This is a genomic window from Candidatus Seongchinamella marina (assembly GCF_026262685.1).
GTDB lineage: Bacteria > Pseudomonadota > Gammaproteobacteria > Pseudomonadales > Halieaceae > Halioglobus > Halioglobus marinus.
The window spans coordinates 639877-664338 of sequence record NZ_SHNP01000001.1 but is presented as its reverse complement, the minus strand read 5'-3'; the positions used below and the strand labels follow the sequence as shown (position 1 = coordinate 664338).

The 24462-nt window shown below is 54.0% G+C and carries 18 protein-coding genes; 13 read left to right on the top strand and 5 right to left on the bottom strand.

All coding sequences use genetic code 11. The features are described 5' to 3' along the window. Positions 1-93: 93 nt before the first annotated feature. The 4 genes from alaS to EYC87_RS02875 all read right to left on the bottom strand — a co-directional run bounded on the left by alaS (position 94) and on the right by EYC87_RS02875 (position 4183). Positions 94-2694 carry an alanine--tRNA ligase gene (alaS, locus tag EYC87_RS02890; protein ID WP_279251534.1) on the bottom strand — a complete coding sequence of 867 codons (2601 nt, stop codon included), beginning with the start codon at positions 2692-2694 and terminating at the stop codon, positions 94-96. Between the two features lie 33 nt (positions 2695-2727). After that, positions 2728-3075, bottom strand: coding sequence for a histidine triad nucleotide-binding protein (locus EYC87_RS02885; RefSeq protein ID WP_007227458.1), 348 nt, complete (start codon positions 3073-3075; stop codon positions 2728-2730). Between the two features lie 4 nt (positions 3076-3079). Next, the gene (locus EYC87_RS02880) at positions 3080-3265 is read right to left on the bottom strand and encodes a Trm112 family protein (RefSeq protein WP_007227308.1); all 186 of its coding nucleotides are present in this window, start codon (positions 3263-3265) and stop codon (positions 3080-3082) included. Between the two features lie 75 nt (positions 3266-3340). Further along, complete coding sequence (locus EYC87_RS02875) at positions 3341-4183, bottom strand: M23 family metallopeptidase (protein WP_279251533.1); 843 nt, start codon at positions 4181-4183, stop codon at positions 3341-3343. A 177-nt stretch (positions 4184-4360) separates the two neighbouring features. Here EYC87_RS02875 and greB point away from each other — a divergent pair, with 177 nt between their 5' ends. The 6 genes from greB to EYC87_RS02845 all read left to right on the top strand — a co-directional run bounded on the left by greB (position 4361) and on the right by EYC87_RS02845 (position 12332). Then, on the top strand, positions 4361-4858 hold the full coding sequence (gene greB / locus EYC87_RS02870) for a transcription elongation factor GreB (RefSeq protein WP_279251532.1): 498 nt from the start codon (positions 4361-4363) through the stop codon (positions 4856-4858). Next, entirely contained in the window at positions 4845-6155 is a 1311-nt protein-coding gene (locus EYC87_RS02865) for a spinster family MFS transporter (protein WP_279251531.1), read from the top strand. The genes greB and EYC87_RS02865 overlap by 14 nt, the downstream gene beginning before the upstream one ends. 300 nt (positions 6156-6455) lie before the next feature. Further along, a complete protein-coding gene (gcvP, locus tag EYC87_RS02860; protein ID WP_279251530.1) occupies positions 6456-9353 on the top strand; it encodes an aminomethyl-transferring glycine dehydrogenase in 2898 nt (965 codons plus the stop codon). A 115-nt stretch (positions 9354-9468) separates the two neighbouring features. Next, positions 9469-10455, top strand: a complete 987-nt coding sequence (locus tag EYC87_RS02855) for a TIGR03621 family F420-dependent LLM class oxidoreductase (protein ID WP_279251529.1) — start codon at positions 9469-9471, stop codon at positions 10453-10455. 94 nt (positions 10456-10549) lie between these two features. After that, positions 10550-11392: a sugar phosphate isomerase/epimerase family protein gene (locus tag EYC87_RS02850; protein ID WP_279251528.1), complete on the top strand. Its 843-nt coding sequence runs from the start codon at positions 10550-10552 to the stop codon at positions 11390-11392. A 4-nt stretch (positions 11393-11396) separates the two neighbouring features. Beyond that, complete coding sequence (locus EYC87_RS02845) at positions 11397-12332, top strand: zinc-dependent alcohol dehydrogenase (protein ID WP_279251527.1); 936 nt, start codon at positions 11397-11399, stop codon at positions 12330-12332. 57 nt (positions 12333-12389) lie between these two features. Here EYC87_RS02845 and EYC87_RS02840 read toward each other — a convergent pair whose 3' ends face one another. Continuing rightward, on the bottom strand, positions 12390-12947 hold the full coding sequence (locus EYC87_RS02840) for a peroxiredoxin family protein (RefSeq protein WP_279251526.1): 558 nt from the start codon (positions 12945-12947) through the stop codon (positions 12390-12392). A 279-nt stretch (positions 12948-13226) separates the two neighbouring features. On the opposite strand from EYC87_RS02840, the gene EYC87_RS02835 reads away from it, so the two are divergent. The 7 genes from EYC87_RS02835 to EYC87_RS02805 all read left to right on the top strand — a co-directional run bounded on the left by EYC87_RS02835 (position 13227) and on the right by EYC87_RS02805 (position 24462). Then, a complete protein-coding gene (locus tag EYC87_RS02835) occupies positions 13227-15737 on the top strand; it encodes a TonB-dependent receptor plug domain-containing protein (RefSeq protein WP_279251525.1) in 2511 nt (836 codons plus the stop codon). A 166-nt stretch (positions 15738-15903) separates the two neighbouring features. Further along, a complete protein-coding gene (locus tag EYC87_RS02830) occupies positions 15904-16647 on the top strand; it encodes a DUF3348 family protein (RefSeq protein WP_279251524.1) in 744 nt (247 codons plus the stop codon). Beyond that, positions 16637-18637 (top strand): hypothetical protein, encoded by a 2001-nt coding sequence (locus EYC87_RS02825; RefSeq protein ID WP_279251523.1) that lies wholly within the window; start codon positions 16637-16639, stop codon positions 18635-18637. The genes EYC87_RS02830 and EYC87_RS02825 overlap by 11 nt, the downstream gene beginning before the upstream one ends. Next, entirely contained in the window at positions 18637-19278 is a 642-nt protein-coding gene (locus tag EYC87_RS02820) for an OmpA family protein (protein WP_279251522.1), read from the top strand. The genes EYC87_RS02825 and EYC87_RS02820 overlap by 1 nt, the downstream gene beginning before the upstream one ends. Further along, on the top strand, positions 19271-19894 hold the full coding sequence (locus tag EYC87_RS02815; RefSeq protein WP_007227187.1) for a DUF2894 domain-containing protein: 624 nt from the start codon (positions 19271-19273) through the stop codon (positions 19892-19894). The genes EYC87_RS02820 and EYC87_RS02815 overlap by 8 nt, the downstream gene beginning before the upstream one ends. Positions 19895-20172: 278 nt before the next feature. After that, positions 20173-21336, top strand: a complete 1164-nt coding sequence (locus EYC87_RS02810) for an efflux RND transporter periplasmic adaptor subunit (protein WP_279251521.1) — start codon at positions 20173-20175, stop codon at positions 21334-21336. A 3-nt stretch (positions 21337-21339) separates the two neighbouring features. Continuing rightward, positions 21340-24462 (top strand): efflux RND transporter permease subunit, encoded by a 3123-nt coding sequence (locus tag EYC87_RS02805; RefSeq protein WP_279251520.1) that lies wholly within the window; start codon positions 21340-21342, stop codon positions 24460-24462.

Below are 24462 nucleotides of genomic sequence, written 5' to 3'. Positions count from 1 at the left end.
TAAAAAAACGGGCGCTATTAAACACCAGATTATGCACCATTTAAACTGCTAAGCGCGGTAGGATTCCGCAGTCTTATGACACATCAAGGCAAATCAGGACACCTGGGACCGCACCCAGTCAGGCACCGATTTTAACACCTCGGTTAAGGCTGCCACATCACTACCACCGCCCTGCGCCATATCCGGCCTGCCACCGCCCTTACCGCCAAGCCGGGTGGCAAATTCTCGCATCAGGTCCCCTGCCTTGATCTTGTCGGTCAGGTCTTTGGTCACGCCGGCAGTCAGCGCCACTTTGTCATCAGTGACCGCAGACAACAATATCACCCCAGACCCCAACTTGTTCTTCACCTGATCCAGCACATCCCTGAGGGACTTCGCATCAGCCGCCTCAACGTTGACAGCCAACACTTTAATACCTGCTACCTCAACCGCCGCGGCGGTCAGGTCAGTGCCTGCCCCCGTGGCCAACTTCTGTTTGAGGCGCGCGACCTCCTTCTCTAACTCACGATTCTCCTGCCGCAGGCCCGCGACTTTATCGGCCACGTTAACGCTGGTCCCCTTGACCACATCGCAAACCGCAGCCAGATACCTTTCAGTCAAATCAATTTGCCCCAGTGCGCCCGCTCCGGTAACACCTTCGATTCGGCGCACCCCTGCAGCCACGCCTGACTCCGAAGTAATTCGCATTAGCCCTATATCGCCGGTACGCGCGACGTGGGTACCACCGCACAGTTCCACGGAAAAGCCCGCCTCTCCCATAGAGAGAACGCGCACTTCGTCACCATATTTTTCACCAAACAGGGCTGTCGCACCCGCCTCTATCGCTTCGTCCATGGACATTACGCGTGTAGACACTTCAGTATTAGCGCGCACCTGGTCGTTGACTATGCTCTCAATTCGCTTGAGTTCTTCGCCGGTGACACCTTCAAAATGAGAGAAGTCAAAACGCAGACGCTCAGAATCTACCAGCGAACCTTTTTGCTGAACGTGATCTCCCAGCACAGAGCGCAACGCCGAATGCAGTAAGTGCGTAGCAGAGTGATTAAGGCGAGTTCGCTGGCGCAGTGAATCATCGACCACGGAATGAACAATATCGCCCTGACGAATGGTGCCGGTAAGGGTATTCACATGGTGAAGATGCTGATCGGAGGCCTTGGTGGTGTTCGTCACTTCAAGCTTAAGCCCTTCGGCGGTGATATAGCCGGTGTCGCCTACCTGACCCCCAGACTCACCGTAGAAGGGTGTACTAGACAGCACGACAATACCGCTTTCGTCAGTGCCCAGAAAATCCACTTCCTCGCCGTCTTTAAGCAATGCAGTAACCGTTCCCTCACCGCGCAGGCTGTCATAGCCAGTGAATTCGGTGCTGCCTTCCAATTTGAGGACATCGTTATAGTCAAGCTTGAAGCTTCCGCCTTCCTGTGAGCGCGTGCGCTGCTGGGCCATGGCCGCATCGTAGCCCGCTATATCCAGTCGCAGTTCCCGCTCTCTGGCAATATCGTTGGTCAGGTCTACCGGAAAACCAAAAGTATCGTAGAGCTTAAATACCACATCGCCGGGAATCTCATCGCCCTGCAGGCCCGCCAGGGCTTCTTCAAGGATCTGCATGCCATTGTCCAGCGTCTTGGCAAACTGTTCTTCTTCGGTCAAAAGTGCTTTTTCAATCTGTGGCTGCAACTTAACCAATTCCGGATAGGCACCGCCCATCTCCTTTGCCAGTGTCGCCGTCAACTGAAAGAAAAATGGCTGCGTGGCACCCAGCTTATTACCGTGGCGAACCGCCCTGCGAATAATACGCCGCAGTACATAACCTCTGCCCTCGTTGCCTGGCAGCACACCATCTGCGATTAAAAAGGCACAGGAACGGATATGGTCCGCAATGACCCGCAGGGAGTTATGCTCCAGCTCATCCACGTCCAGAATGGATGCCGCCGACTTGATCAGCGCCTGAAACAAGTCGATCTCGTAGTTACTGTGCACTTGCTGCATAACCGCCGCTATGCGCTCCAGGCCCATACCGGTATCCACCGAAGGAGCTGGCAGGGGATGCATTTTGCCGGAGGAGTCGCGATTGAATTGCATGAAAACCAGGTTCCAGATCTCAATGTAGCGATCCATGTCCTCCTCGGGACTACCAGGGGGACCGCCAGGCACGTCGGGGCCGTGGTCATAGAATATTTCGGTACATGGCCCGCAGGGGCCAGTGTCGCCCATCTGCCAGAAGTTATCTTCATCCAGGCGAGTAATCCGCTCTCGCGGAAAACCAATTTCGTTAACCCACAGCTCCTCTGCCTCGTCATCAGACACATGGCAGGTGACCCAAAGGCGCTCTGGAGGAAGACCCAGCGTGCCGGTGAGAAAGTTCCAGGCAAACTTTATAGCGTCTTTCTTGAAGTAATCGCCAAAGCTGAAATTCCCCAGCATCTCGAAAAATGTGTGGTGGCGGGCGGTATAGCCCACATTTTCCAGGTCATTATGCTTGCCTCCTGCACGAACACAGCGCTGACTGGAGGTGGCACGGACATAGGATCGGGGGTCATTCCCCAGAAAGGTGTCCTTGAACTGGACCATACCTGCATTGGTGAATAGCAGGGTCGGGTCATCGCCGGGCACCAGGGAGCTGGAAGCCACACGCTGATGCTCGTGCTGCTCAAAATAATCCAGGAACGCTTCACGTATCTCTACGGTCTTCATAGTCGGTCTCGTTGTTATGCGGATAGACGGGACTCAGCCCGCCATGTGCCCTTCGGCGAATTCCCTGCCGGCGATAATATGCAGGTGCAAATGGAAAACGGTCTGGCCAGCGCCCTCACCGTTATTAATAATCAGGCGGAAAGCGTCTTCAACACCCAATTGCCGGGCAACGTTACCCGCCGCCAGCAGCAGGTGTCCCAACAAGTCCTGGTCATGCGCCTCAGCATCGGCCAGCCGGGGTATAGCTTTTTTCGGGATTACCAGCACATGAACGGGCGCCTGGGGCGCTATATCGTTAATGGCAACGCAATGATCATCCTCGTAGATAAACTCAGCGGGAATTTCGCCAGCGACAATCTTGCCAAAAATAGTATCTGACATGGGCCTAACCCAGCTTCTCGTCGGCGGTCAGCTGGCGCGCTTCCGTCTCCAGCATTACAGGAATGCCATCGCGAACCGGATATGCTAGCCCGGAAGCCTTACAAACCAGTTCATCTTTGTCCTGATCATATTCCAGTGGCGCCTTGCTGACAGGACACACCAGTATGCTGAGTAACTTCTTGTCGATCATCGCTTTCTCGCGGGATAAAAACGGAGCCGTATTATAGGGGCTTTTAGGGGCCTTGGCATAGCCGCCAGATAGAGTCTATTCGTCGCTTGTGGTCAGCGGCGTCCTGGGCATAGGAGGCGCCAGCAACTGTGGGTCAACGCGCTCGCTGCGCCAACTCATCCGCCAGTCTAAATGCGGGCCCGTCGCTCTGCCGGTCGCTCCGACCTCGCCGATCAGGTCCCCAGTGTAAATTTCCTGCCCGACAGCCACGCGAACTTTGCTCATGTGTAGAAAAGAAGACGACAAACCATAGCCATGATCAAGAATGACCGTGCCACCTGAATAGAACAAATCGGGCTCGGCCAGAGTAATTACGCCGGCCGTGGGGGCGTAAACAGGGGTGCCGGTCGGAACCGCGACGTCTACTCCATAGTGAGGATTCTTGGGGGTACCATTGTAAATCCGCTGGCTGCCGTAAACGCCCGAGATGCGCCCTGTAGTAGGCCACTCAAATCCGGCCAGGGCATTATTTAGCAGGTCTGGCCGCTGCAGTCGCTGACTCTTGGCGGCCCCGACGATGGCTCTTTCGCGATTAATTCTAGCCAGGTGCTCCTCAGATGGCGTTACCGTCTGCTGAGGAACGCCCTCGACCCGCGAGATAAGGTATTCACGGGATTTTACCGTGAGGGTCTGGCTACACTGGGCAGGCCCGTTGATAACCAACTCAACCGTGGATGCAGCATTGCGGCCAAACCCGGCAAAAAAAGTGCCGTCGTCTAACACATCGAGGGAAGAGCCATCCAGATTCACCGTGCTCCCCGGCGGGACATTTCCCCAGATCAATCCGCCCTGAATCAAATGCCCTTCGAGGACAGGGCATTCGGCCAATGCACCCTGTGCAATAGTGGTGAGAAATAATGTCGCCGCTAACTTGCTCATAGCTTCCCAGTTGCTCGTTACTGCCCCGGGGGGCAGGTAAAATTAACCATGCCCAAGATTATCGCCTGTGGTGGCGGCTGCCACAATGATTACCCCGGAGATATTGCAGTTGACGCCAATATCAGAGGTGACGTCTATAGGGATCGAATTAGTGCCGTAATTCGGTAAACTATCATCATGGGAAGATATAAACCGCCGCGCCGACGCGGCTCTAAATACATCACACCGGAAGGGGAAAAGGCCCTTCGCGATGAACTGTACCAGCTATGGAAGTTGGAGCGCCCGCAGGTAACTCATACGGTGCATGAGGCCGCCAAAAATGGCGATCGCTCTGAAAATGGCGACTACATTTATGGCAAACGCCGATTGCGCGAGATCGATTCGCGGGTACGCTTTCTGAACAAGCGACTGGACGAGTTGGAGGTTGTAGAGCGCTCACCTGACGATACCAGCAAGATTCGCTTTGGCGCTTGGGTGACACTCGAAACGGAAGATGGACAGGAGCATCGCTGGCGCATCGTTGGACCTGACGAATTTGAGCTCAAAACCGGCAAGCTCAGCATGGACTCGCCCATGGCTCGATCTATGCTGGGCAAAGGACTAGACGACGAGGTAGTCGTGCAGAGCCCTTCTGGGGAGCAGGTTTATTATGTAGTGGGCATTGAGTATCAATAGCCAACCGCACCAGGCCAACTATACGCTGTTCGTATTACTGCTGGCTTATATCCTCTCCTTTGTCGATCGAAACGTCATGGCTGTACTGATCGGTCCCATTCGCGCTCAGTTCGACATCAGCGACTTCCAGTACAGCCTGCTGCACGGCTTTGCCTTCTCAATGTTCTATATCGCCCTCGGGTTACCTATTGCACGCCTGGCGGACCAGCGCAGTCGCAAGTGGATCATCACTGCAGGAATACTGCTTTGGAGCATCATGACTTGTCTGTGTGGTATGACCAAAAGTTTCGCCGGGTTGTTCTTTGCCAGAGTTGGGGTGGGCGTGGGTGAGGCGGCTTTGTCACCGCCAGCTTATTCACTTCTGGCCGACTTATTCTCCTCTGAAAAACTGCCCCGAGCGATGGCAATCTACACGCTAGGCATCACCCTGGGGGGCGGGCTGGCATACATTGTTGGTGGCGCGGTCTACCAGCATTTTGCAGCGGCTGGCGGCGCAACCCTGCCCCTGATTGGACAGGTTCATGCATGGCAAATCACTTTCATTGCCGTTGGCTTACCTGGACTTTTGGTCGCCGGCTTATTGTCACTAATGAACGAACCAGACCGGCCGACGGCGGATGCCCTGAGCGCTGCCGCTGATAACGCGAATCCCTCACTGGGTGACGTAGCGCAGCAATTAAAAGATCACTGGCGAGCTTATCTGGGCCTTATCGGTTCCATGTCCATGCTCGCGATCCTCGGCTATGGCACCATGGCCTGGTTTCCGGAGTTCATGATGCGCACTTTCAATGCCGACAGGGCGGTTATTGGTGGGCAGTTTGGCATGCTGTTTATTGTCGCCGGTAGCCTCGGCACACTCGCTGGCGGCTGGAGCGTAAAGCCATTGGCCGAACGCGGATTCTCTGATGCCCCTATGCGCGTCATATTGGCCTGTGCTCTGCTTTGGCTTGTTCCGGCGACGCTTGGCCCGCTGTCACCCTCCCCCACGCAGGCACTGTTTGCCGCGGCGCCCATCATATTTTTTCTTAATGCCTACTTTGGGGTGGGCATCGCTGGAGTGCAACTGATCACCCCGCCACAAATGCGTGCCCAGATCTCGGCGCTGATGCTGTTCTCTACCAACCTCTTCGGCCTGGCTTTCGGGCCAAGTGCAGTGGCGTTGATCACCGATTTTGTATTCGCAGATGACATGGCGCTGAAATATGCGCTGGCACTACTGCCAGTCATCGTCTGCCCGCTGGCCGCCGCACTGGTCTGGCAGGGAATGAGAGATTACAGGCGTTCTCTGCAGCGCTAATTGAAAAGACTCACTGAGTCACTCATCTTGCGCGCTGGCCACGCCCGACCCTTCACTCGCTCCCAAACCGCGGGCACGGAGCAGCAGCTCTGGTGCCAATCAAAGGTGCACCTCACAATAATGGCAAGACCGGAAGTCCAGTCACAAATCAGTCAGCAGCAGATGCTCAAACCTCTGTTGTACCACCTTTTGCACCGATCATTTATCAACTCCTGTGATTGCCGACAGAAGGCCCGGCTGGTAGTATCCCGGTCTCCTGAAACACCCCTGAAACCCGTATTTTTCTCTGCCGGAGCCCCTATGAGTCGCCCGTCCCTGTCTGATCTGGAAAACCACTCGGACTTCATCCAACGTCATATCGGACCCACCGTCGAACAACAGCAGGAAATGGCGCAGGTGCTGGGCTATGACACTCTCGAAGCGCTAATCGATGACACTGTTCCAGCCGCCATCCGTCGCCAGGAGCCCATGGACCTGGCCGGTGCGATGACAGAAAAAGCGGTTATTGAAAGGCTTAAATCCCTGGCGCAACAGAACATCGTCAACAAGTCCTTCATTGGCACTGGCTACCATGACACTCTCACCCCCCCGGTCATTCAGCGCAATGTACTGGAAAATCCGGGTTGGTATACGGCATATACCCCCTATCAGCCGGAGATCTCACAGGGACGGCTGGAAGCACTGCTGAGCTTCCAGCAAATGGTGATGGACCTCACCGGCATGGAACTGGCTAACGCGTCCATGCTCGATGAAAGCACCGCGGCGGCGGAAGCAATGACTTTGCTGCAAAGGGTGAACAAGAAGAATCGCAGCAATGTGTTTATTGTCGCCCAGGACTGCCATCCCCAGACCATCGCTGTGGTTAAGACCCGCGCCCAGTTGTTGGACATAGAAGTGCTGGTCGGCAACCCGGAAACACTCCTGGACGGCACTGAAGCCTTCGGTATGCTGCTGCAATACCCCGGGACGCATGGGAACCTGATCAATACTGCCCCGCTTATCGAAAAAGCTCACGCCGCCAAGACACTGGTCACCGTCGCCGCCGACATTATGGCGCTGTTATTAGTCAAATCACCGGGCGAGCTAGGCGCCGATGTGGTTGTAGGTAATACTCAACGCTTCGGCGTGCCCATGGGTTTCGGTGGCCCGCATGCAGCTTATTTTGCAACCCGCGAAAGCTACAAGCGATCCACACCAGGGCGCATCATCGGTGTTTCGATAGACCGCAGGGGCAACCAGGCCTTGCGTATGGCCATGCAAACTCGCGAACAACATATCCGCAGGGAAAAGGCCACCAGCAATATATGCACTGCACAGGCTTTGCTCGCCATCATGGCCGCCTTCTACGCGATGTATCATGGCCCGCAGGGACTTCGAGGCATCGCCGAGCGCATCCACAGACTTACTGCAATATTTGCTGAGGGGATGAAAGGCCTGAATTTCAGCATCGAAAACCGTCAGTTCTTCGACACGGTCACCTTCGATGTCGGCAGCGAACAGCAGAATATTAACGCGCGCGCACTTGCCGCCGGGGTAAACCTTCGCGTTTTGGAAGATGGCCGCCTGGGCGTTTCACTGGACGAAACCACCTCCGCAGCTGACGTTGAAAACCTGTGGCGGATTTTTAGTGGCCAGGAAGAAGTTCCCAGTGTTGCCGCCTTGGACATGAAGATTGAGGGTCATCCCGGCGTACCTGATGAACTGCTCCGTGAAGTGAGCTATCTACAGCATCCACTATTCAACGACTATCACTCAGAAACAGAAATGCTGCGCTACATGCGCTACCTGGAAGACAAGGACATCGCACTCAACCGCGCCATGATTCCGCTGGGCAGCTGCACCATGAAGCTTAACGCTACCACCGAAATGCTTGCCATCACCTGGCCTGAGTTCGCTGGCCTGCATCCCTTCGCCCCCGCAGAACAAACCAAGGGCTACCAGGCCATGATCGCAGAGCTGGATCATATGTTGTTGGAGGCGACGGGTTACGATGCGATTTCAATGCAACCAAACTCCGGCGCCCAGGGTGAGTACGCCGGTCTCCTCGCCATTATGCGCTACCACCAGAGTCGCGAAGACCATCAGCGCAAAGTGTGCCTGATACCTTCGTCGGCACACGGCACCAACCCAGCCTCGGCAGCACTGGCTGGCATGCAGGTCGTTATCGTTGAATGCGATGAGCAGGGCAACATCGACATGGACTATCTCAAGTTGAAAGCTGAGCGTCACACTGAAGATCTGGCCTGCATAATGGTGACTTATCCATCTACGCACGGCGTATTCGAGGAATCGATCATCGAACTTTGCGAGGTAATCCACCAGCACGGGGGGCAGGTCTACGTGGACGGAGCCAACCTGAATGCCCTGGTCGGTATAGCAGCACCTGGTAAGTTCGGTGCCGATGTTTCCCACCTAAATCTACACAAGACATTCTGCATTCCCCATGGAGGCGGTGGCCCGGGAATGGGCCCAATAGGGGTTGGTGCCCACTTGCAACCCTTCCTGCCGAGCAACCCCGTGGCGCCGGTGGCTGGATTAAACAGCAGTAATGATGTGGTTTCGGCAGCCCCTTTTGGCAGCGCCTCCATACTGCCTATTTCCTGGAGTTATATTGCACTGATGGGCGGCGACGGCCTGGTGCAGGCAACCAAAGTTGCGATTCTAAGCGCCAACTACATTGCCCATCGCCTGAGGGACCACTACCCCATTCTTTACACCGGGCGCTCCGGCAATGTGGCTCACGAATGCATCATAGACATACGCCAACTCAAGGAAGCGTCAGGGATTAGCGAAGAGGATATTGCCAAGCGCCTGATTGACTATGGTTTCCACGCGCCCACCATGAGCTTTCCAGTGGCGGGGACATTAATGGTAGAGCCCACGGAGTCAGAATCAATGTTTGAGCTGGATCGTTTTTGCGACGCGCTGATCTCCATTAAGCAAGAGATTGAAGCGGTCCAAGCAGGCCAGTTAGACGCAGCGGACAATCCTCTGATTAATGCCCCTCACACTCTGGAGGACGTCGTCGCAACAGAGTGGGACCACAGCTACTCCCGTGAGTTGGCTGCCTACCCAGTGGCGTCGCTACGCCGTTATAAATACTGGGCACCGGTGAATCGAGTTGACAATGTTCATGGCGATCGTAATCTGTTTTGCGCCTGCCCCGCCGTTGAATCCTATCGGGAGACAGAGCAATAGCGATTTTATCAATGAGCTGCGTTGTGGGTTAGACTACTAGGGGGGCTAAGCATCGCGATGCCTATCCCCTGGCGTAAAATAATACCGATAATCCAACGTTTCAAAAGGAATGGCTATGAGTCACAAACCCTTTCGATTTTCGCTGCAGAGCTTCAACACCGACTCACCGCAAAGCTGGCGCAACCTGATCGCCAAAACCGAAGACCTCGGCTACTCCAGCTTCTTTTTAGCCGATCATTTCCTGAGTACCGGGCCAGCGCTGGACAGCACTGGCCACCCACCTCAAATGCTGGGAGCAACGCCTGCTATTGCCATGGCGCTGGAACAAACCAGCACTTTGAGAGTGGGCTGTCGCGTGTTTTGCAACGACTATCGCCACCCGATCACTCTGATTAAAGAAGCCGCTACTTTGGATTATCTATCCGAAGGGCGCTATGAGTTTGGTTTGGGTGCAGGCTGGATCAAAAATGAATATAAGGCGGTTGACCTTGCCTTTGATGAGTTTCCTGAACGCTTTAGCCGTTTTACAGAAACTGTTGAAGCCTATAAGGCATTTATGTCCGGTGAACCAATGGAAATCGATGGCGAAAGCTTGAGGTGGTCTGGTTTTCATGGCACTCCTTCTCCCGCACAGCGACCGCACCCACCGATAATGATTGGTGGCGGCAGTAAAAAGATCCTGACTTATGCCGGACAGCACGCCGATATCGTCAGCCTGAATTTTAACAACCGCAGCGGCACCATAGGCGCGGAAGGCATGGGTTCTGGCATGGCTGAGGCCACTGCCCGGAAGATCAAATGGATTAAAGATGGAGCGGGAGATCGCTTTACCGACATAGAAATTGAAATTGGTGCTTACACTACTATCTTAACCGATCAGCCTGAAGCAACCGCTGGTGCTATTGGCGAAGCACTGGGCATGAGTGCAGACGACATAATGCAACACCCACATTGCCTGATCGGAAGCGTGGACTTCATCTGCGATGAATTGGTTCGCCGTCGAGAGCAGTATGGTATTTCCTATGTCGCTGTCATGGATGATGGCAGCAATAACATGGTCGAGGCTTTCGCGCCCGTTGTCGCGAGAATGTCCGGAAAATAGGCCTGAGTCGACCTTCCCTTCGCAGTAGAGGTTGGGGAGACCTTCTGGCAAATGTTCTGCAGTAAAACCACCACACAATAACAGGGGTCAAATAATGGACGCCTTGCCACAAGACCAGCGCCTGATATCCCTGGCCGCCGGCGTTGTTCAGGAATTCCCACCCGAAGACGTCGTCGTGGCAGCGGCCCAAGCCGGCTTTAATGCGGTCGGCATCTGGTGTGATTTAGCCACCTGGACCAACGAACGCACTCACAACGTCATTAAAGCAATCGCCGAAACCGGGATTACTGTGCTCGATATTGAGGTTGCATGGTTGCAGCCGGGTGAACCTGCAGACAGCCAGGATCGTTTTATAGAGATCGCGAAGACCATCAATGCTAAAAATATTCTGTGCGTTTCTTCAGAACCCAACATCAGCGACACGAAAAAACGCTTCAAACGCCTGTGCACATTAACTGAGGGTAGCGACATTCGCATTGTGCTGGAGTTTCTGGCCATTACCGAGATCGACACTTTGGACAAGGCCCTCGAGGTCATTACTGATGTCGCCCATCCTGCCGGTGGCATCCTGATCGACTCACTGCACTTACAACGCACAGGATCCGATGTTGGTGATGTCGCAAAGCTCGCGCAGCAAAGCGTTGCTTCTCGAGTTCGACCCCGAGCGAAGCTACTACCTTATCTGCAGCTCTGTGATGCAAGCAAGACACTCAAAGATGGCAGCACCGAGGGGATTCTGGAAGACGCATTGTACTTAAGGCAGCTCCCTGGAGACGGTGAACTACCGCTGAAAGACACGCTTCAAGCCATAGGTCCGGATATGCCAATCAGTCTGGAAATTCGTTCTCGGGCTTTAAATGAGCAATTTCCAGACCTTCAGGACCGTGCAAACGCCGTTTTTGAGCGCACTCAACAATTTCTCAGCACATTGAGTTAACCCTATGAAAGCAATTAAAGCGGTCGATAGGAAACCTGAATTGGTGAACGTTCCAGAACCCGGTGGCGATGGCGTTAGGGTTAAGGTTGTTTCATCCTCCATCTGCGGATCAGACCTACTCATGATGGCGTCCGGTGCATTTGGTGATCATGTTATTGGTCACGAATTTTCCGGGGTTACCGGTGACGGCCGCGCTGTTGCGATCGAACCGATCACGGGCTGCGGCCACTGTGCCAGCTGTGATGAAGGAAACAGGGTGCATTGCGATGCAGGCATTTACGTGATGGGGGTATTGGGCGATGGCGGCATGGCTGAATACGCCACCGTTCCCGCTGCTAATCTCGTGGAACTGCCCACTGGACTGGATATTCACATCGCGAGCCTGGTAGAACCACTGGCGGTGGCGGTGCATGGACTGGATCGCGCACGGGTGCGAGAGGGCGACCGCATACTCGTTATTGGCGCGGGACCTATTGGTCTGGCGACCGGCGCGGCGTTACGTCACCGCGGTATCGCTTATGATATTGCGGCACGGCATGATCACCAGAGGATTGCCGCAGACCAACTGGGAGCTGGATTAAACCCCAACGGGCACTACGATGTGGTTATAGATGCAGTGGGGAGCTCTGAGTCACTCCTGCAATCTGCACAAATGGTTAAACCTTTGGGGCGCGTTGGCCTACTGGGCGTATCCTGGGAAGCTGTTGACCTGCAACCCCAGTTCACTGCCAAGGAAGCGGAGCTCATTCCATCTCTGGGGTATAACTGTAAGAGCCCTCAGCGAAATTTTGAGGAGGCGGGTGCTATTCTGCATCGTCATCCGAGCATTGCAGATGCATTGGTAACCCACCGCTTTCCCCTCGATGGCGTGACAGAGGCTTTCGCAACCGCCGCGGACAGGGCAGCAGGGGCAATAAAAGTTGTCTTTGATGTTGCCTGAAGTGCTGCCCACCATTGGCGCCGCTGAGCCGCGGTGCGGGACAACAAGCCGACAGGATTACTCTGCGCTTAAACCCAGCGCTTGTTTAGCAAAAATCAATGTCGACAGTGCATCCACACGCACGCTGTAAGCTTCGAGGAATAGCTTGCCTACGACCTTGCCGTCGGGGTTAACAATGATGGTACCGGGATGGGGTATGCCATAGGCCTCATCACCCGGGTTATACGATCGATTGAGAATACCCAGAGTTTTGAAACTGAGCGTATCGACATCATGAATAATGGGGTAGCTGATACCCCACTGATCGACAAAAGCCTGCTGCAACTCGGGGTCGTCATAGGTCATTGCGACAATGGCAATGCCAGCTTTGTCATAGACGGCCTTATACTCCTGCAACTGGATCATCTGCTTCATACAATAGGGGCACCATTGGGCAGAGCGAGTGGCCACAAAAACAGTACCGTTAGATCCGGCAAACTCGGCAATTAGCCGCAGCTCCCTGCCTTTATAGGTCGCTATAACCCCTGGAAAGTCAGAACCCAGCGCAGGGCCTGGGTCAAAGACGTCGCTATCGACACTGACAAACATATCACTGGTAATCTGCTCGTAGATCAATGGTTTAAGAGAGCCCCATGACAGATAAAGCCCCAATATAAGTAGAACTATCGCGCAAGTAGATGTAGATAAGATAATTTTTGCTATCGCCATACTCTCCCGCGCAAACACCTCAATAATTAATATGGCAATATTACCACTATTAGGCTTTTTATAATTGCCTCAGGAGGCTTAGTTTATAGAGCCTGCGGATTTTGTAGGCTTGTCTCAAGCTTAGTCCTTTACCGCAGTGTCACATCTGGAGAAACAACTTTTAAAATCTTAATTGGAAAAGGTGCTATGAATAGAAAATTCAGCCCAAAACTACTGGCCCTGGCGGTTTCCGCACAGGTCGCCTTCACAGCCGGCTATAGCCAGCTCACACACGCACAGGACGGGGCAGACCAACTCGAAGAAGTTGTTGTCACCGGTTCACGGGCTCAACCCCGATCGGTATTTGATTCTGCTGCACCCATTGACGTGATTGGTGGCGACGAGTTCCGCAACCAGGGCGCCAGCGATATGACCGAACTGCTGCGCAATTCGGTTCCTTCGTACAACGTTAACAGCCAGCCAATCAGTGACGCGGCAACGGTAATCCGTCCCGCAAACATGCGTGGCCTGGCATCAGACCACACGCTGGTCCTGGTCAACAACAAGCGTCGCCACCGCGCATCGGTCATATCCTGGCTGGGTAATGGCGTAAACGATGGCGCTCAAGGCCCTGACATCTCTGTCATTCCTTCGATTGCTGTAAAGCAAGTGGAAGTACTGCGTGATGGCGCTGCCGCTCAGTATGGCTCTGATGCCATCGCCGGCGTTGTTAACTTCATCCTCAAAGACTATGACGAGGGTGGAGCCATTGAAGCCAAATACGGAGAATACTCAGAGGAAGGTGAAAGCCTTTACTCTGTCGCCGGTAACATCGGCCTGCCTTTCACCGACCATGGCTTTGTTAACTTGAGCGCAGAATATGGTGAGTCAGACCCCACTAATCGCAGCATTCAGCGCAACGACGCTGCTGGCCTGATTGCAGGCGGCAACGCCGATGTAGCCAATCCTGCTCAGATCTGGGGTAACCCTGAAGTCCGCGAAGACCTGAAAACATTCTTCAACCTCGGCCTGGACCTCTCAGATTCCTCTGAGTTCTACGCCTTCGGTAACTACGCATCCAAAGAAGTTGAGGGTGGTTTCTACTTCCGTAACCCCAATACCCGCGGCGGCGTATTCAGCCCAGACGGCGGCGAGACCCGTCTCGTCGGTGATGAGACTGGCGACCTGTCAGGCAATTGCAACACCAATCTTGCAGTCGGCGATGAAGCCGGCCTGGCAGCTGTCGTAGCCGATCCTAATTGCTACGTCTTTAACGAAGACTACCCCGGTGGCTTTACTCCCAGCTTTGGTGCTGAAACAGAAGATTACTCTTTTGTTGCCGGTGCTCGCGGCACGTTAGACGGCGGCCTGGTATGGGACGTCAGCGGTGGTGTCGGTTATAACGAAGCAGACTTCTTCATCAATAACACGGTGAACGCGTCTTTGGGTTCAGCGTCTCCCAATTCCTTTGATCCTGGTATGTACTCTCAGTTTGAGAAGAACTTGAACATCGACTTGTCTTACCCTGTTGACGTAGGTCTGGCATCTGACCTGAATATCGCGGGTGGCTTTGAATGGCGTGACGAGGAGTTTGAAATCGGTATCGGTGATGAGGCTTCCTACACAGTCGGCCCTCTGGCTGATCAGGGCTTCTCAGCGGCCTCTAACGGTTTCCCAGGCTTTGGACCTTTGGCCCAAGGCGATTGGAGCCGCTCCAATATCGCGGCCTATATCGACGTGGAAGCAGATGTGACCGATAACTGGTTGCTGGCAGGAGCGATGCGTTGGGAAGACTTTGACGATTTCGGTACTACCACCAACTTCAAAATCGCCACGCACTTCCAGGCGACTGATTGGTTGGGACTCCGCGGCACCTACAGCACTGGTTTCCGTGCTCCGACTCCCGGTCAGTCCAATGCGTATAACGTTTCGACTGAATTCAACCTGGCAACAGGCGACCTGGAGAACAACGGCACGATTCCATCGAATACTGCTGTGGCAGGACTCCGCGGCGGTAAGGCTCTGGATCCTGAAGAATCTACCAACTACACCTTTGGTGGTATTTTCCAGTTCGGCGACTTCAGTGTGACGGTTGATTACTTCAATATTGAATTGACCGATCGCTTGGGTGTGTCACAGAACTTCGAGCTGACTCAGTCTGAAATTGATGCATTGATTGAAGCTGGGGTTGCTGGCGCGAACAGCCTGTCAACTTTCCGCTTCTTTACCAATGGTATTGAGACAGAGACCGACGGTATCGATGTGGTCGCAACTTACAGCATGGACTCCAGAATCGGTGTTACCGATTTCAATCTGGCGTACAACCGAACCAATACTGAGGTCACCAAAGCTGATCCAAGCATCATTGATGACACTCGTATTACGGAGTTGGAAGATGCCCTACCCGAGACTCGCTGGAACCTGAGTGCATCTCACACTATGGACAACTGGCGCTTTATGGCCCGTTACAGCTACTTTGACGACTGGTATGACTCTGAAGATGTAGAAACATACAGTGGTTACGGCTTGTTCGATGCTGAAGTAGGTTACACCTTCGATATGGGCGTTTCGCTGATTGTTGGCGCAAACAACCTGACCGACGAAACCCCCGACGAAAACCGCAATGCGGCCGCAGGCGTGGGCAACCAGTACAGCCAGTGGTCTCCCGGTGGCTTTAACGGTCAGTTCGTCTATACCCGTTTGATTTACGATTTCTAATCGCATTTCGACACTTAAAAACGGGAGCTTCGGCTCCCGTTTTTTTTTGCCTTCAATTACACGACACATTGATGCACGGTAGTTCTTGAAACCTGCGTCGCAACAGGGATAATAGCGCTTCTTGGCACCGACCATCGCCAACACTAATATCATCAATAAGTAGTTCATGACCCAAGCCCTCCCCCAGGTTTCCCTGGGCAGCTCACGACTTGTGCGGTTTTTAACCGATTTGTCCGTCAGTGACACACAGGTGTCTCACCGGCAGTTCACCGAACGCCTGGGACAATTAATCGACTTTTCCGACTCTATCAACCTGTCGGCGGCTCACGCTCGCTCGCTGAACGCCATTGATGAAGACGCCGAGTCATTTCGGGAGGGGATAACGAGTGAATTCCTGAGGGCGCGCAGCACTATCGTACGGGCAGCAATGCGCAGTTTTGTCTTGGGATCAGGCCCCACCCGCATCAAGTGGCCACGGGCAGAAACCCCTCCGCAGGGGCCTAACAGTGCTACCGCGGCCTACCTGAAGTTTTACCAGCTGCAACAAGCGGATGTAGACACCAAAATTCGTGGCCTGCACCTGCGTACCCGACAGGCAATAGCGTCGCTCTCTCCCAATCTGGCTCGTATCTGTGCTATTGACGCAGCACTAAACGACGCTTTGGCGACTCACGCCAGACGTTACCTGTCGGCAGTACCAAACCTGCTAATGCGGCGCCTGGAACATCTTTACACCGAGTTCGAGGAAACAGTGCAGAGCGGTGCTGAACGGGAGGAGTCCTGGATTGAAACCCGCGAGCGCTACCGCAGGGAGTCTCAGGGATTATTACTGGCCGAAATCGAAGCTCGCCTGCTGCCCTCGCTGGGCCTGATAGAAGCACTTAACGAAGAGATCAAAGATGAAGACTAAATTGTTGTTTGCAGCTGCCGCCCTGCTAGGTGCCCTTGCCGTGTTATGGATGGGCGAGGGCTTTGTCGGCGCTAACCCGCTGGCGCTGCTGGTCACCGTGGTGATTGGCTTCGTGTACGCTTTGGGACTGTTTGAATTGGTACAGTTTCGCAATGCCACCTCTACCCTGGCAACGGCGCTTGAAAAAGTGAGCGCCAGCGATGCATTTTCCCTGCAAACCTGGCTCGCAACATTACACCCCTCTTTGCAAAATGCAGTAGGGCAGCGTATCGAAGGCGAAAAAATAGGACTCCCCTCCCCCGTTTTCGCACCTTACCTTGTCGGCCTGCTGGTCATGCTAGGTTTACTGGGTACTTTTGTCGGCATGGTAGATACTCTGCAGGGGGCGGTTACAGCTTTGCAGGGCACCACAGAGCTGGAGGCTATCCGCGCAGGTCTGGCAGCCCCTATTGAGGGTCTGAGTCTCGCCTTTGGAACCTCCGTAGCAGGCATCGCCGCGTCCGCCATGCTGGGACTGAATTCGACACTGAGCCGACGTGAGCGCATGCTCGCCACTCGAGAGCTGGACCGTTGCATCAGCGGACCACTGCGTCAATACTCATTACATTTCAATCGTCAGCAGACTTACGTCGCAATGCAGGCACAAGCCGCCGCTTTGCCAGAAGTCGCCAGCCAGCTCGGTGCCATGGCCGGTGAACTGCAACGAATGGGTCAGCAGCTGAGTCAGCAGTTGCTGGATAACCAACAACAGTTTCACCAGTCCACAGAGCAGCACTATAAGGGTCTGGCCAGTTCCGTAGAGAGCTCACTGAAGGAAACCCTGAGCGCCAGTGGAAAGCTGGCCGGGGAGAGCATCGCTCCCGCTGTGGAGCAAGCCATGGGGCAGCTCACTGCACAAACAACTGACACTCAACAGAAATTACTGGATGTCACTGAACATTTATTGAAGACTCGCGCCGCCAATGAAGCAGACTGGCTGGAACAACAGGGTGAACGCATGCAGGCGATGACCACCGCCCTGCGCCACGATCTGGAAACACTCACCTCATCCTTACAACAGGAATTGGGCGCGTTGCGCGAAGAGGAAGCGAAACGCGATACAGCAGTAGACAAGCGTTTGGCCGACATACAAATTCGTACTGCTGAGCAGTTGGGATCTCTTCATAGCAGCACCAGTGACAGCTTTGCCACGCTGCAGGCATCAGCAAACCAGGGTTTGAATGAACTGCAAACATCGGTTGCAGAAACCCTGGGGCAGCTGAACGGATCACTTGGCGAAAGTCTCTCCAAACTTGAAGGCACCGCGGCAGAGCAGCTCAGCGCGCTGGAAACAACAGCAGCCACACAACTGGCAACGCTTGAGAGCAGCGCTGCGGAGCAGCTGGCCGGGCTGGGCCGTGAACTGCAGGCCCCGATGTCGGCACTAATTGCCACAGCGTCCGAAACCCCCAGGGCCGCTGCAGAAGTGATTGGTAAATTGCGTGAGGAAGTCAGCAATAATATGGCGCGGGACAACCAACTGCTGGAGGAACGACAGCACATCCTGCAGGACCTATCCAAACTGTCCAATTCCCTGCAAGCGTCTTCTACCGAGCAGAAAACAGCCATAGAACAACTCGTCAGCTCATCTGGCGAAATACTGACCAAGGTCAGTGAACAATTCAGCGAACAGCTGCATTCTGAGACTGACAAGCTGTCGGAAATTACCGCCAATGCCGCCGGCAGCGCGGCCGACATTGCCAGCCTCGGAGACTCTTTTAGCCTGGCCGTGCAGTTGTTCAGCGATTCAAACAGCCACTTGATAGACAACCTGGGTCGCATCGAGGAATCAATGGAAAAATCGACTGAGCGTTCCGACGAACAGATGAGCTACTACGTGGCTCAGGCTCGCGAAATCATTGACCAGAGCATGCTTTCACAGCGCGAGATCATCGAAGAGTTGAGGCGCCTGGGGCAAACCGGTGACCTGTTTGCAGCCGAGGCCAGCTAGTGGAAGAGCTGCAGCAAGAGCTGAACGACGACACTCCCGTATGGGCCATTTTTGGCGACCTGATGTCGGCTCTGGTCGGCGTATTCGTGCTCATCCTGGTCTGGGTGCTGGGCTATCAGGTTGAACTGTCGCAATCCCTGCAGCAAGAAGTGACTCGCAGGGAAGCAGAGCAAGATCGGCGAATGGTACTTGAAGAAGCACTTGCGGCGCCACTGGCCAGTGGCAGAATCACCTTGCGCGACGGCCGCATCGGCATTAGCGGCAGTGTGCTGTTTGCACTGAATTCCGATCAACTGCAAGCTGAAGGGCGTGAACTCCTCAGCAGCCTCATCCCACCACTGAAGCTCTACCTGTTAGAGCAAAACGATTTACTGATGGTTAGCGGCTTTACCGATGACCTGCCCATTCAGGACGGCAACCTGCATTTCAATGACAATTGGGAACTCTCTGCCCAGCGCGCGCTCACTGTGACTCGAGCACTTATCGAGGAGGGCATGCCCCCCTCACTGGTGTTCGCCGCAGCCTTTGGCGCCGAACAGCCCGTGGTAGCCAATACCAACAGCGAGAGTCGCTCGCGAAATCGCCGAGTGGAAATGGCACCCGTGCCTCGCGCCTCAGCAGAAACAGTTTCACTTGATTGACCTGCAAGCAGAGCTCGCTGCCTTACAGACTTCAACAGGGAGTGGAAACCCTGCCCGACTGCGCTACATCGAGAGCCTGTTGGCAAAAGCACAACAACGCGGCGGTAAGCTCGGCAGCATTTTGGAAAACAAAGCCAGCAGTGCAATGTGCAGCTATCGCGCCCAGTATTCCAACATCGCGCCAAAAGAACCTCATAGACCTCACCGCAATACGCAACTGCGAGAACTTAATCAATTTCTAGAGGGGTTGCGGCTAGCTGAGGACGATCCCCGGGCTGCTCCACTTGAAGCCGCCATGCGTCAGCAGGAACTGGATCTGGCAACCAATATTGCTCAACAGGCAGAGCCTGGCCAGCAAGCGCTACCCGGGCGTAGCGAAGAACTCAAGGCCGCGAGGCGTTTCCATTCTGCCATGGTAGAACTAAATGCCGAGCGAGTCGTCACTCAGGCACTCGCCGAAGTCCCAGAAGCGTGTGGACCACTAAATCCCCAGCGACTGGCCACCCGTTCATTGGAGACCATGCGCGAACTCTCACCCCATTATCTCAGCCGTTTTGTCAGTTATATTGACACCCTATTCTGGTTGGAGCAGGCGGAGCGAGGCAACAAGCGCTGACACCTTAGCCAACTGGGTACAGCTGTGTTGACGGGCGTAGTTGAATACCGCTTGTGAAACACGGGGTGAGCCGGTGTTTGAGGGAATTACGCAATAGTCAGCTGCGCCCTTAACCGATCCGTCATCAGCCTCACAGTTCATCGCAGAAACCTTTCAATCTGTCTCAGAAAATACGCCTGTGGTGGGAATATTGTTATTATTGCGTCATCACATTGATGCTTACGTTCACATAAGCGTCTCTTATGCATGGGATACGTCGCCAAGGAAGAAATACGCTCATGACCAAGAATCTGGTAAAAATCATCGCACCTATAGCTGTAATAGCTGTATCGGTGGGAGCCTACGCTGTGCTCCAGGTTTCTCGCCCCGAACCGGAGAAAAACGAAAAGGGTCCAAGGCCAACCTCTGTCTACACCGCAACCGTCGGCCAGAAAGACGCGTCGCTGGAAGTTATTACCCAGGGCGAGGTTCGCTCCCGCACGGAGATTGATCTGGTCTCTCAGGTAGGAGGAAGAGTTATCAGTGTCTCTCCTGAGTTTGTAGAGGGCGGCCGGATAGAACCCGAAATCTCCTTGTTACAAATTGAAGACACCGATTACCGGCTGGCACTAAGCCAGGCACAAGCACGAATGGCCGATGCTGAATTATCGGTTCAACAAGCCCTTGCCGATCAGGATGTGGCACGCAAGCAGTTACGAAACGATAAGACCGCATCTGACTTGGCGCTAAAAAAGCCACAGGTTGCTCAGGCTCGAGCCATGCGAGAAGCTGCCCAGGCAGGATTACAGCAAGCCAGACTCGACCTAAAACGCACCAGCATCACCCTTCCTTTTGCAGGTCGTGTCGCAGAGACCCGGGTTCACATCGGTCAGTTTATTACGCCCGGAGCTATTTTAGGCAAGGTATTTGGCACAGAACTGGTCGAGGTCAGGCTACCATTGAACAACAGGCAGTTAGCGTCTCTAGGCTTACCCATCGGCTATATCGCGTCCGAGGGTGGTGGCCTGCCGGTATCTTTCAGCGCCCAGGTGGCAGGCGAACTGCACCAATGGCAGGGCAAGCTAGTTAGGCTTGACGCGTCTGTCGACTCCGATACGCGTATGTTGTATGCCATGGCTGAGGTTGCCGACCCCTATGGCAACGCTGCATCTGCTAGTGGCATGCCCTTGGCGGTGGGCCTTTTTGTAGACGCCAAAATACAGGGCCGAAGCCTGAAGGCAGCCATGAGCATACCAGGCAATGCATTGCGAGCAGGGAACCTTGTCTACGTAATAAACGGCGAAGGCCGACTTGAAATACGCAACGTTAACGTAGTGCACTCCACCCCCGAACGAGCGGTGATTGCCAAAGGCCTGGCACCCGGCGAAAAAGTCGTTGTATCTGCCATTCGCAATCCCATTCAGGGCATGGCGCTTGCAGCGATGAACGCGGAGGACCAGTAAGCCATGAAAAACATCATCGCATGGTGGGTTCGCAACCCTGTCGCTGCAAATTTACTGATGCTGGGAATATTGCTGTCAGGTTTCCTTGGCATGCAGAGCATGGAAAAAGAGGCTTTTCCCAATATTAAAATAAACCAGGCCGCTATTACCGTCGCCTGGCCCGGAGCTAACCCGCAAGAAGTCGAAGAACAAATTGTCGCGCGCATAGAACAGTCGCTGGAAAACGTTGATCAGGTATACAACTACTACTCGACTTCTTCAGAGGGTTTTGCAGAGCTCAGCGTATCGACCTATCCCAACGTCGACATCAACGACTTTATTAATGAGGTGAAAAGCGCCGTTGACGCAGTCACTTCGTTACCCAGAGACATAGAACCCCCACGAGTTCAGCGTCTCCAGAGCCGCAACGAAATGATTCGCGTTGCGGTCCACGGCGATGTCAGCGAAAGAGAACTGACCCGACTCGCTGAAGATCTTAAAGATGAAATGGCCTCGTTACCTTACATCTCTACGATCAACTTGTTTGGCACTCGAAAAGAAGAAGTCACTATCGAACTTTCAGAGTCTGCGATGCGCCGTTTCAGCTTGAGCTTTGAGGAAGTGGCCGCTGCGATTCGAGCGAATTCGATTAATTTATCCTCGGGACAAGTCAGAACTGAGACTGGCGATGTTCAACTGCGGGCGCGCAACCTCGCTGACTCGCAAACTGACTTCGAACGTATCGTCATCAGGCAGACCTCAAAGGGCGCCGTGGTGCGCGTAGGTGACGTTGCCAAAGTGATTGACGGCTTCGAAGAAAACGAAATTCTCGCGACCATGAATGGCCAACCTGCAGTTCTGTTACAGGCTATGAGCACCGATAACATGCAGGTCGTGAAGTCCAGCAATGCTGTTGAGGCCTGGATAGAGGAAACTCGACCGACGCTTCCGCAGGGCGTTGAACTCAGTATGTGGTTCGATACAGCCTCTATTTACAACGAGCGAATGGATCTGATCACCGAATCTTCGCTGCTGGGATTGGTTCTGGTATTCCTGGTGTTGATTTTATCGCTTCGTCCCAAGGTGGCGCTGTGGGTCACTGTCGGGATTGCCGTAGCATTCGTCGGAACCTTTGCGTTGTTGCCTAGCAACGATGTTTCAATGAACGTAATGTCTTCTTTCGCATTCCTGATGGTCCTGGGCATCGTAGTCGACGACGCTATCGTGGTCGGAGAAAGCATTCACCATCACGCCCATGTCAGCGGCGGCGGCTCACGTTCCGCGATCGAAGGAGCATTTTCAGTCTCCCGACCGGTCATCTTCGCTGTACTTACCACTATGATCGCGTTTGCGCCCTGGCTGTTTGTTACCGGTGAAGCTTCACAAATGACTCGGCAGTTGAGCATCGTCATCACGGTCGCCCTAACCATTTCACTGATCGAAGCTTTCTTTATTCTGCCTTCCCATCTGGGCCATTTGGAACCGCGCAAAGAGCTGCGCGGTCTCGCCAAAACGCAACAAAAAATCGAACACAGCATTATCGACTTTGCAGAAAATATCTACCGGCCCATATTGAGTTGGGCCGTTAAACATCGCTATCTCACCACCAGCATTTTTACCGGAGCATTCATTCTCAGTGTGGGTATTTTTTCAAGCGGCTGGGTTAAGTTTTATTTTATGCCACAGGTGGAGTCAGAGCAGATCTACATCAATGTAACGCTCCCCAATGGCACGCCTTACGCTCGTGCACTGGAAGTGCTTGATCAGCTCCAGGAAGCTGAACTACAGCTGATTGCTGAAGTAGATGAGCGCGCCGAGCGCGGTGAAGGTAGCGGCCAATTGATTGAGGGGTGGTACACACGGTCTCGCCGGGATAGTGTAATTGCTATCGTAAAACTGGCCTCTCCAACGGTCAGAGATATGTCTGCAAAAGAAGCCGCTGAGCGACTTCGAGACCTGGTCGGTGAAATACCTGACGCCGACCAAATCGAAGTGAACTATTCCCTCACTGGCAACGATGCTGATGTGACCTATTTGTTAAAGCACAGAGACCCTGAACAATTAAAAAAGGCCTCGCGTGCATTGAGAGAGCACCTTACAAACTATGAGGGCACTTATTTCGTGCGCGATAGCCAGCGCGGCGAATCAGAAGAAATCATTCTGAATTTGCGGCCCGGCGCCGAAAAATTAGGCATCACTCTCGCGGACGTCTCGCGACAGGTTCGCCAGGCGTACTATGGTGAGGAGGTTCAGCGTCTGCCGCGGCCAAATGGTGATGCCAAGGTGATGGTCAAATATCCGAAGGAAGTACGGCGTAATCTATCGAGCCTGAACAACTTCAGAGTACGCACTGCCGATGGCCGTGAAGTCCCGCTGTTATCCGTCGTCGACATTGAACTGTCAGCCGGCGTACAGCGTATTCAGCGCCGCAATGGCGAGCGTTACATCCGAGTCAGGGCTGACATGAACCATGACATGATGGGGGATATCACCAAAGACGTGACTGACAATTTCATCCCCAGCCTGACGCAAAACTATCCTGGGCTAGAAGTTCTCAAAGGCGGACAACAGGAAGAAGAGGAACAATTTTTTACCGAAATTTTGGCGCTTTATGCAATTGCCCTGTTCATGATGTATACCCTGATCGCCATCGCATTTCGCTCCTACTGGTTGCCGTTGCTGGTGATGACGGCCATACCGTTTGGCTTTATGGGCGCTATTTTCGGCCACCTGTTGTTTGGCGTACCCATGGCAATGTTTTCCTGGTTTGGAATTGGCGCTGCTGCAGGTGTGGTAGTCAACGACAACCTGGTATTAGTCGATTACATAGGACGCCTGCGTGAACAGGGAAATTCCTTACGCAACTCCATCGTGGATGCGGGAGTCAATCGCTTCCGCCCCATCCTTCTTACCACCGTTACTACTTTCGTCGGGCTACTTCCAATCATGGCAGAAGAAGCTACGAACGCGCAGTTTCTGAAGCCCGCGGTGCTCTCGCTCGCATTTGGGGTATTGTTTGCACTGTTTGTAACACTGCTTATGGTGCCGGCTTTATACTCTATAGGCGGAGATCTTGCCTATGGTAGAAGCCGCTTAAAGGCGCGCTTGTTTGGTGCTGACAAAAAGGGGGGGCTGCAGTCTCGCTGA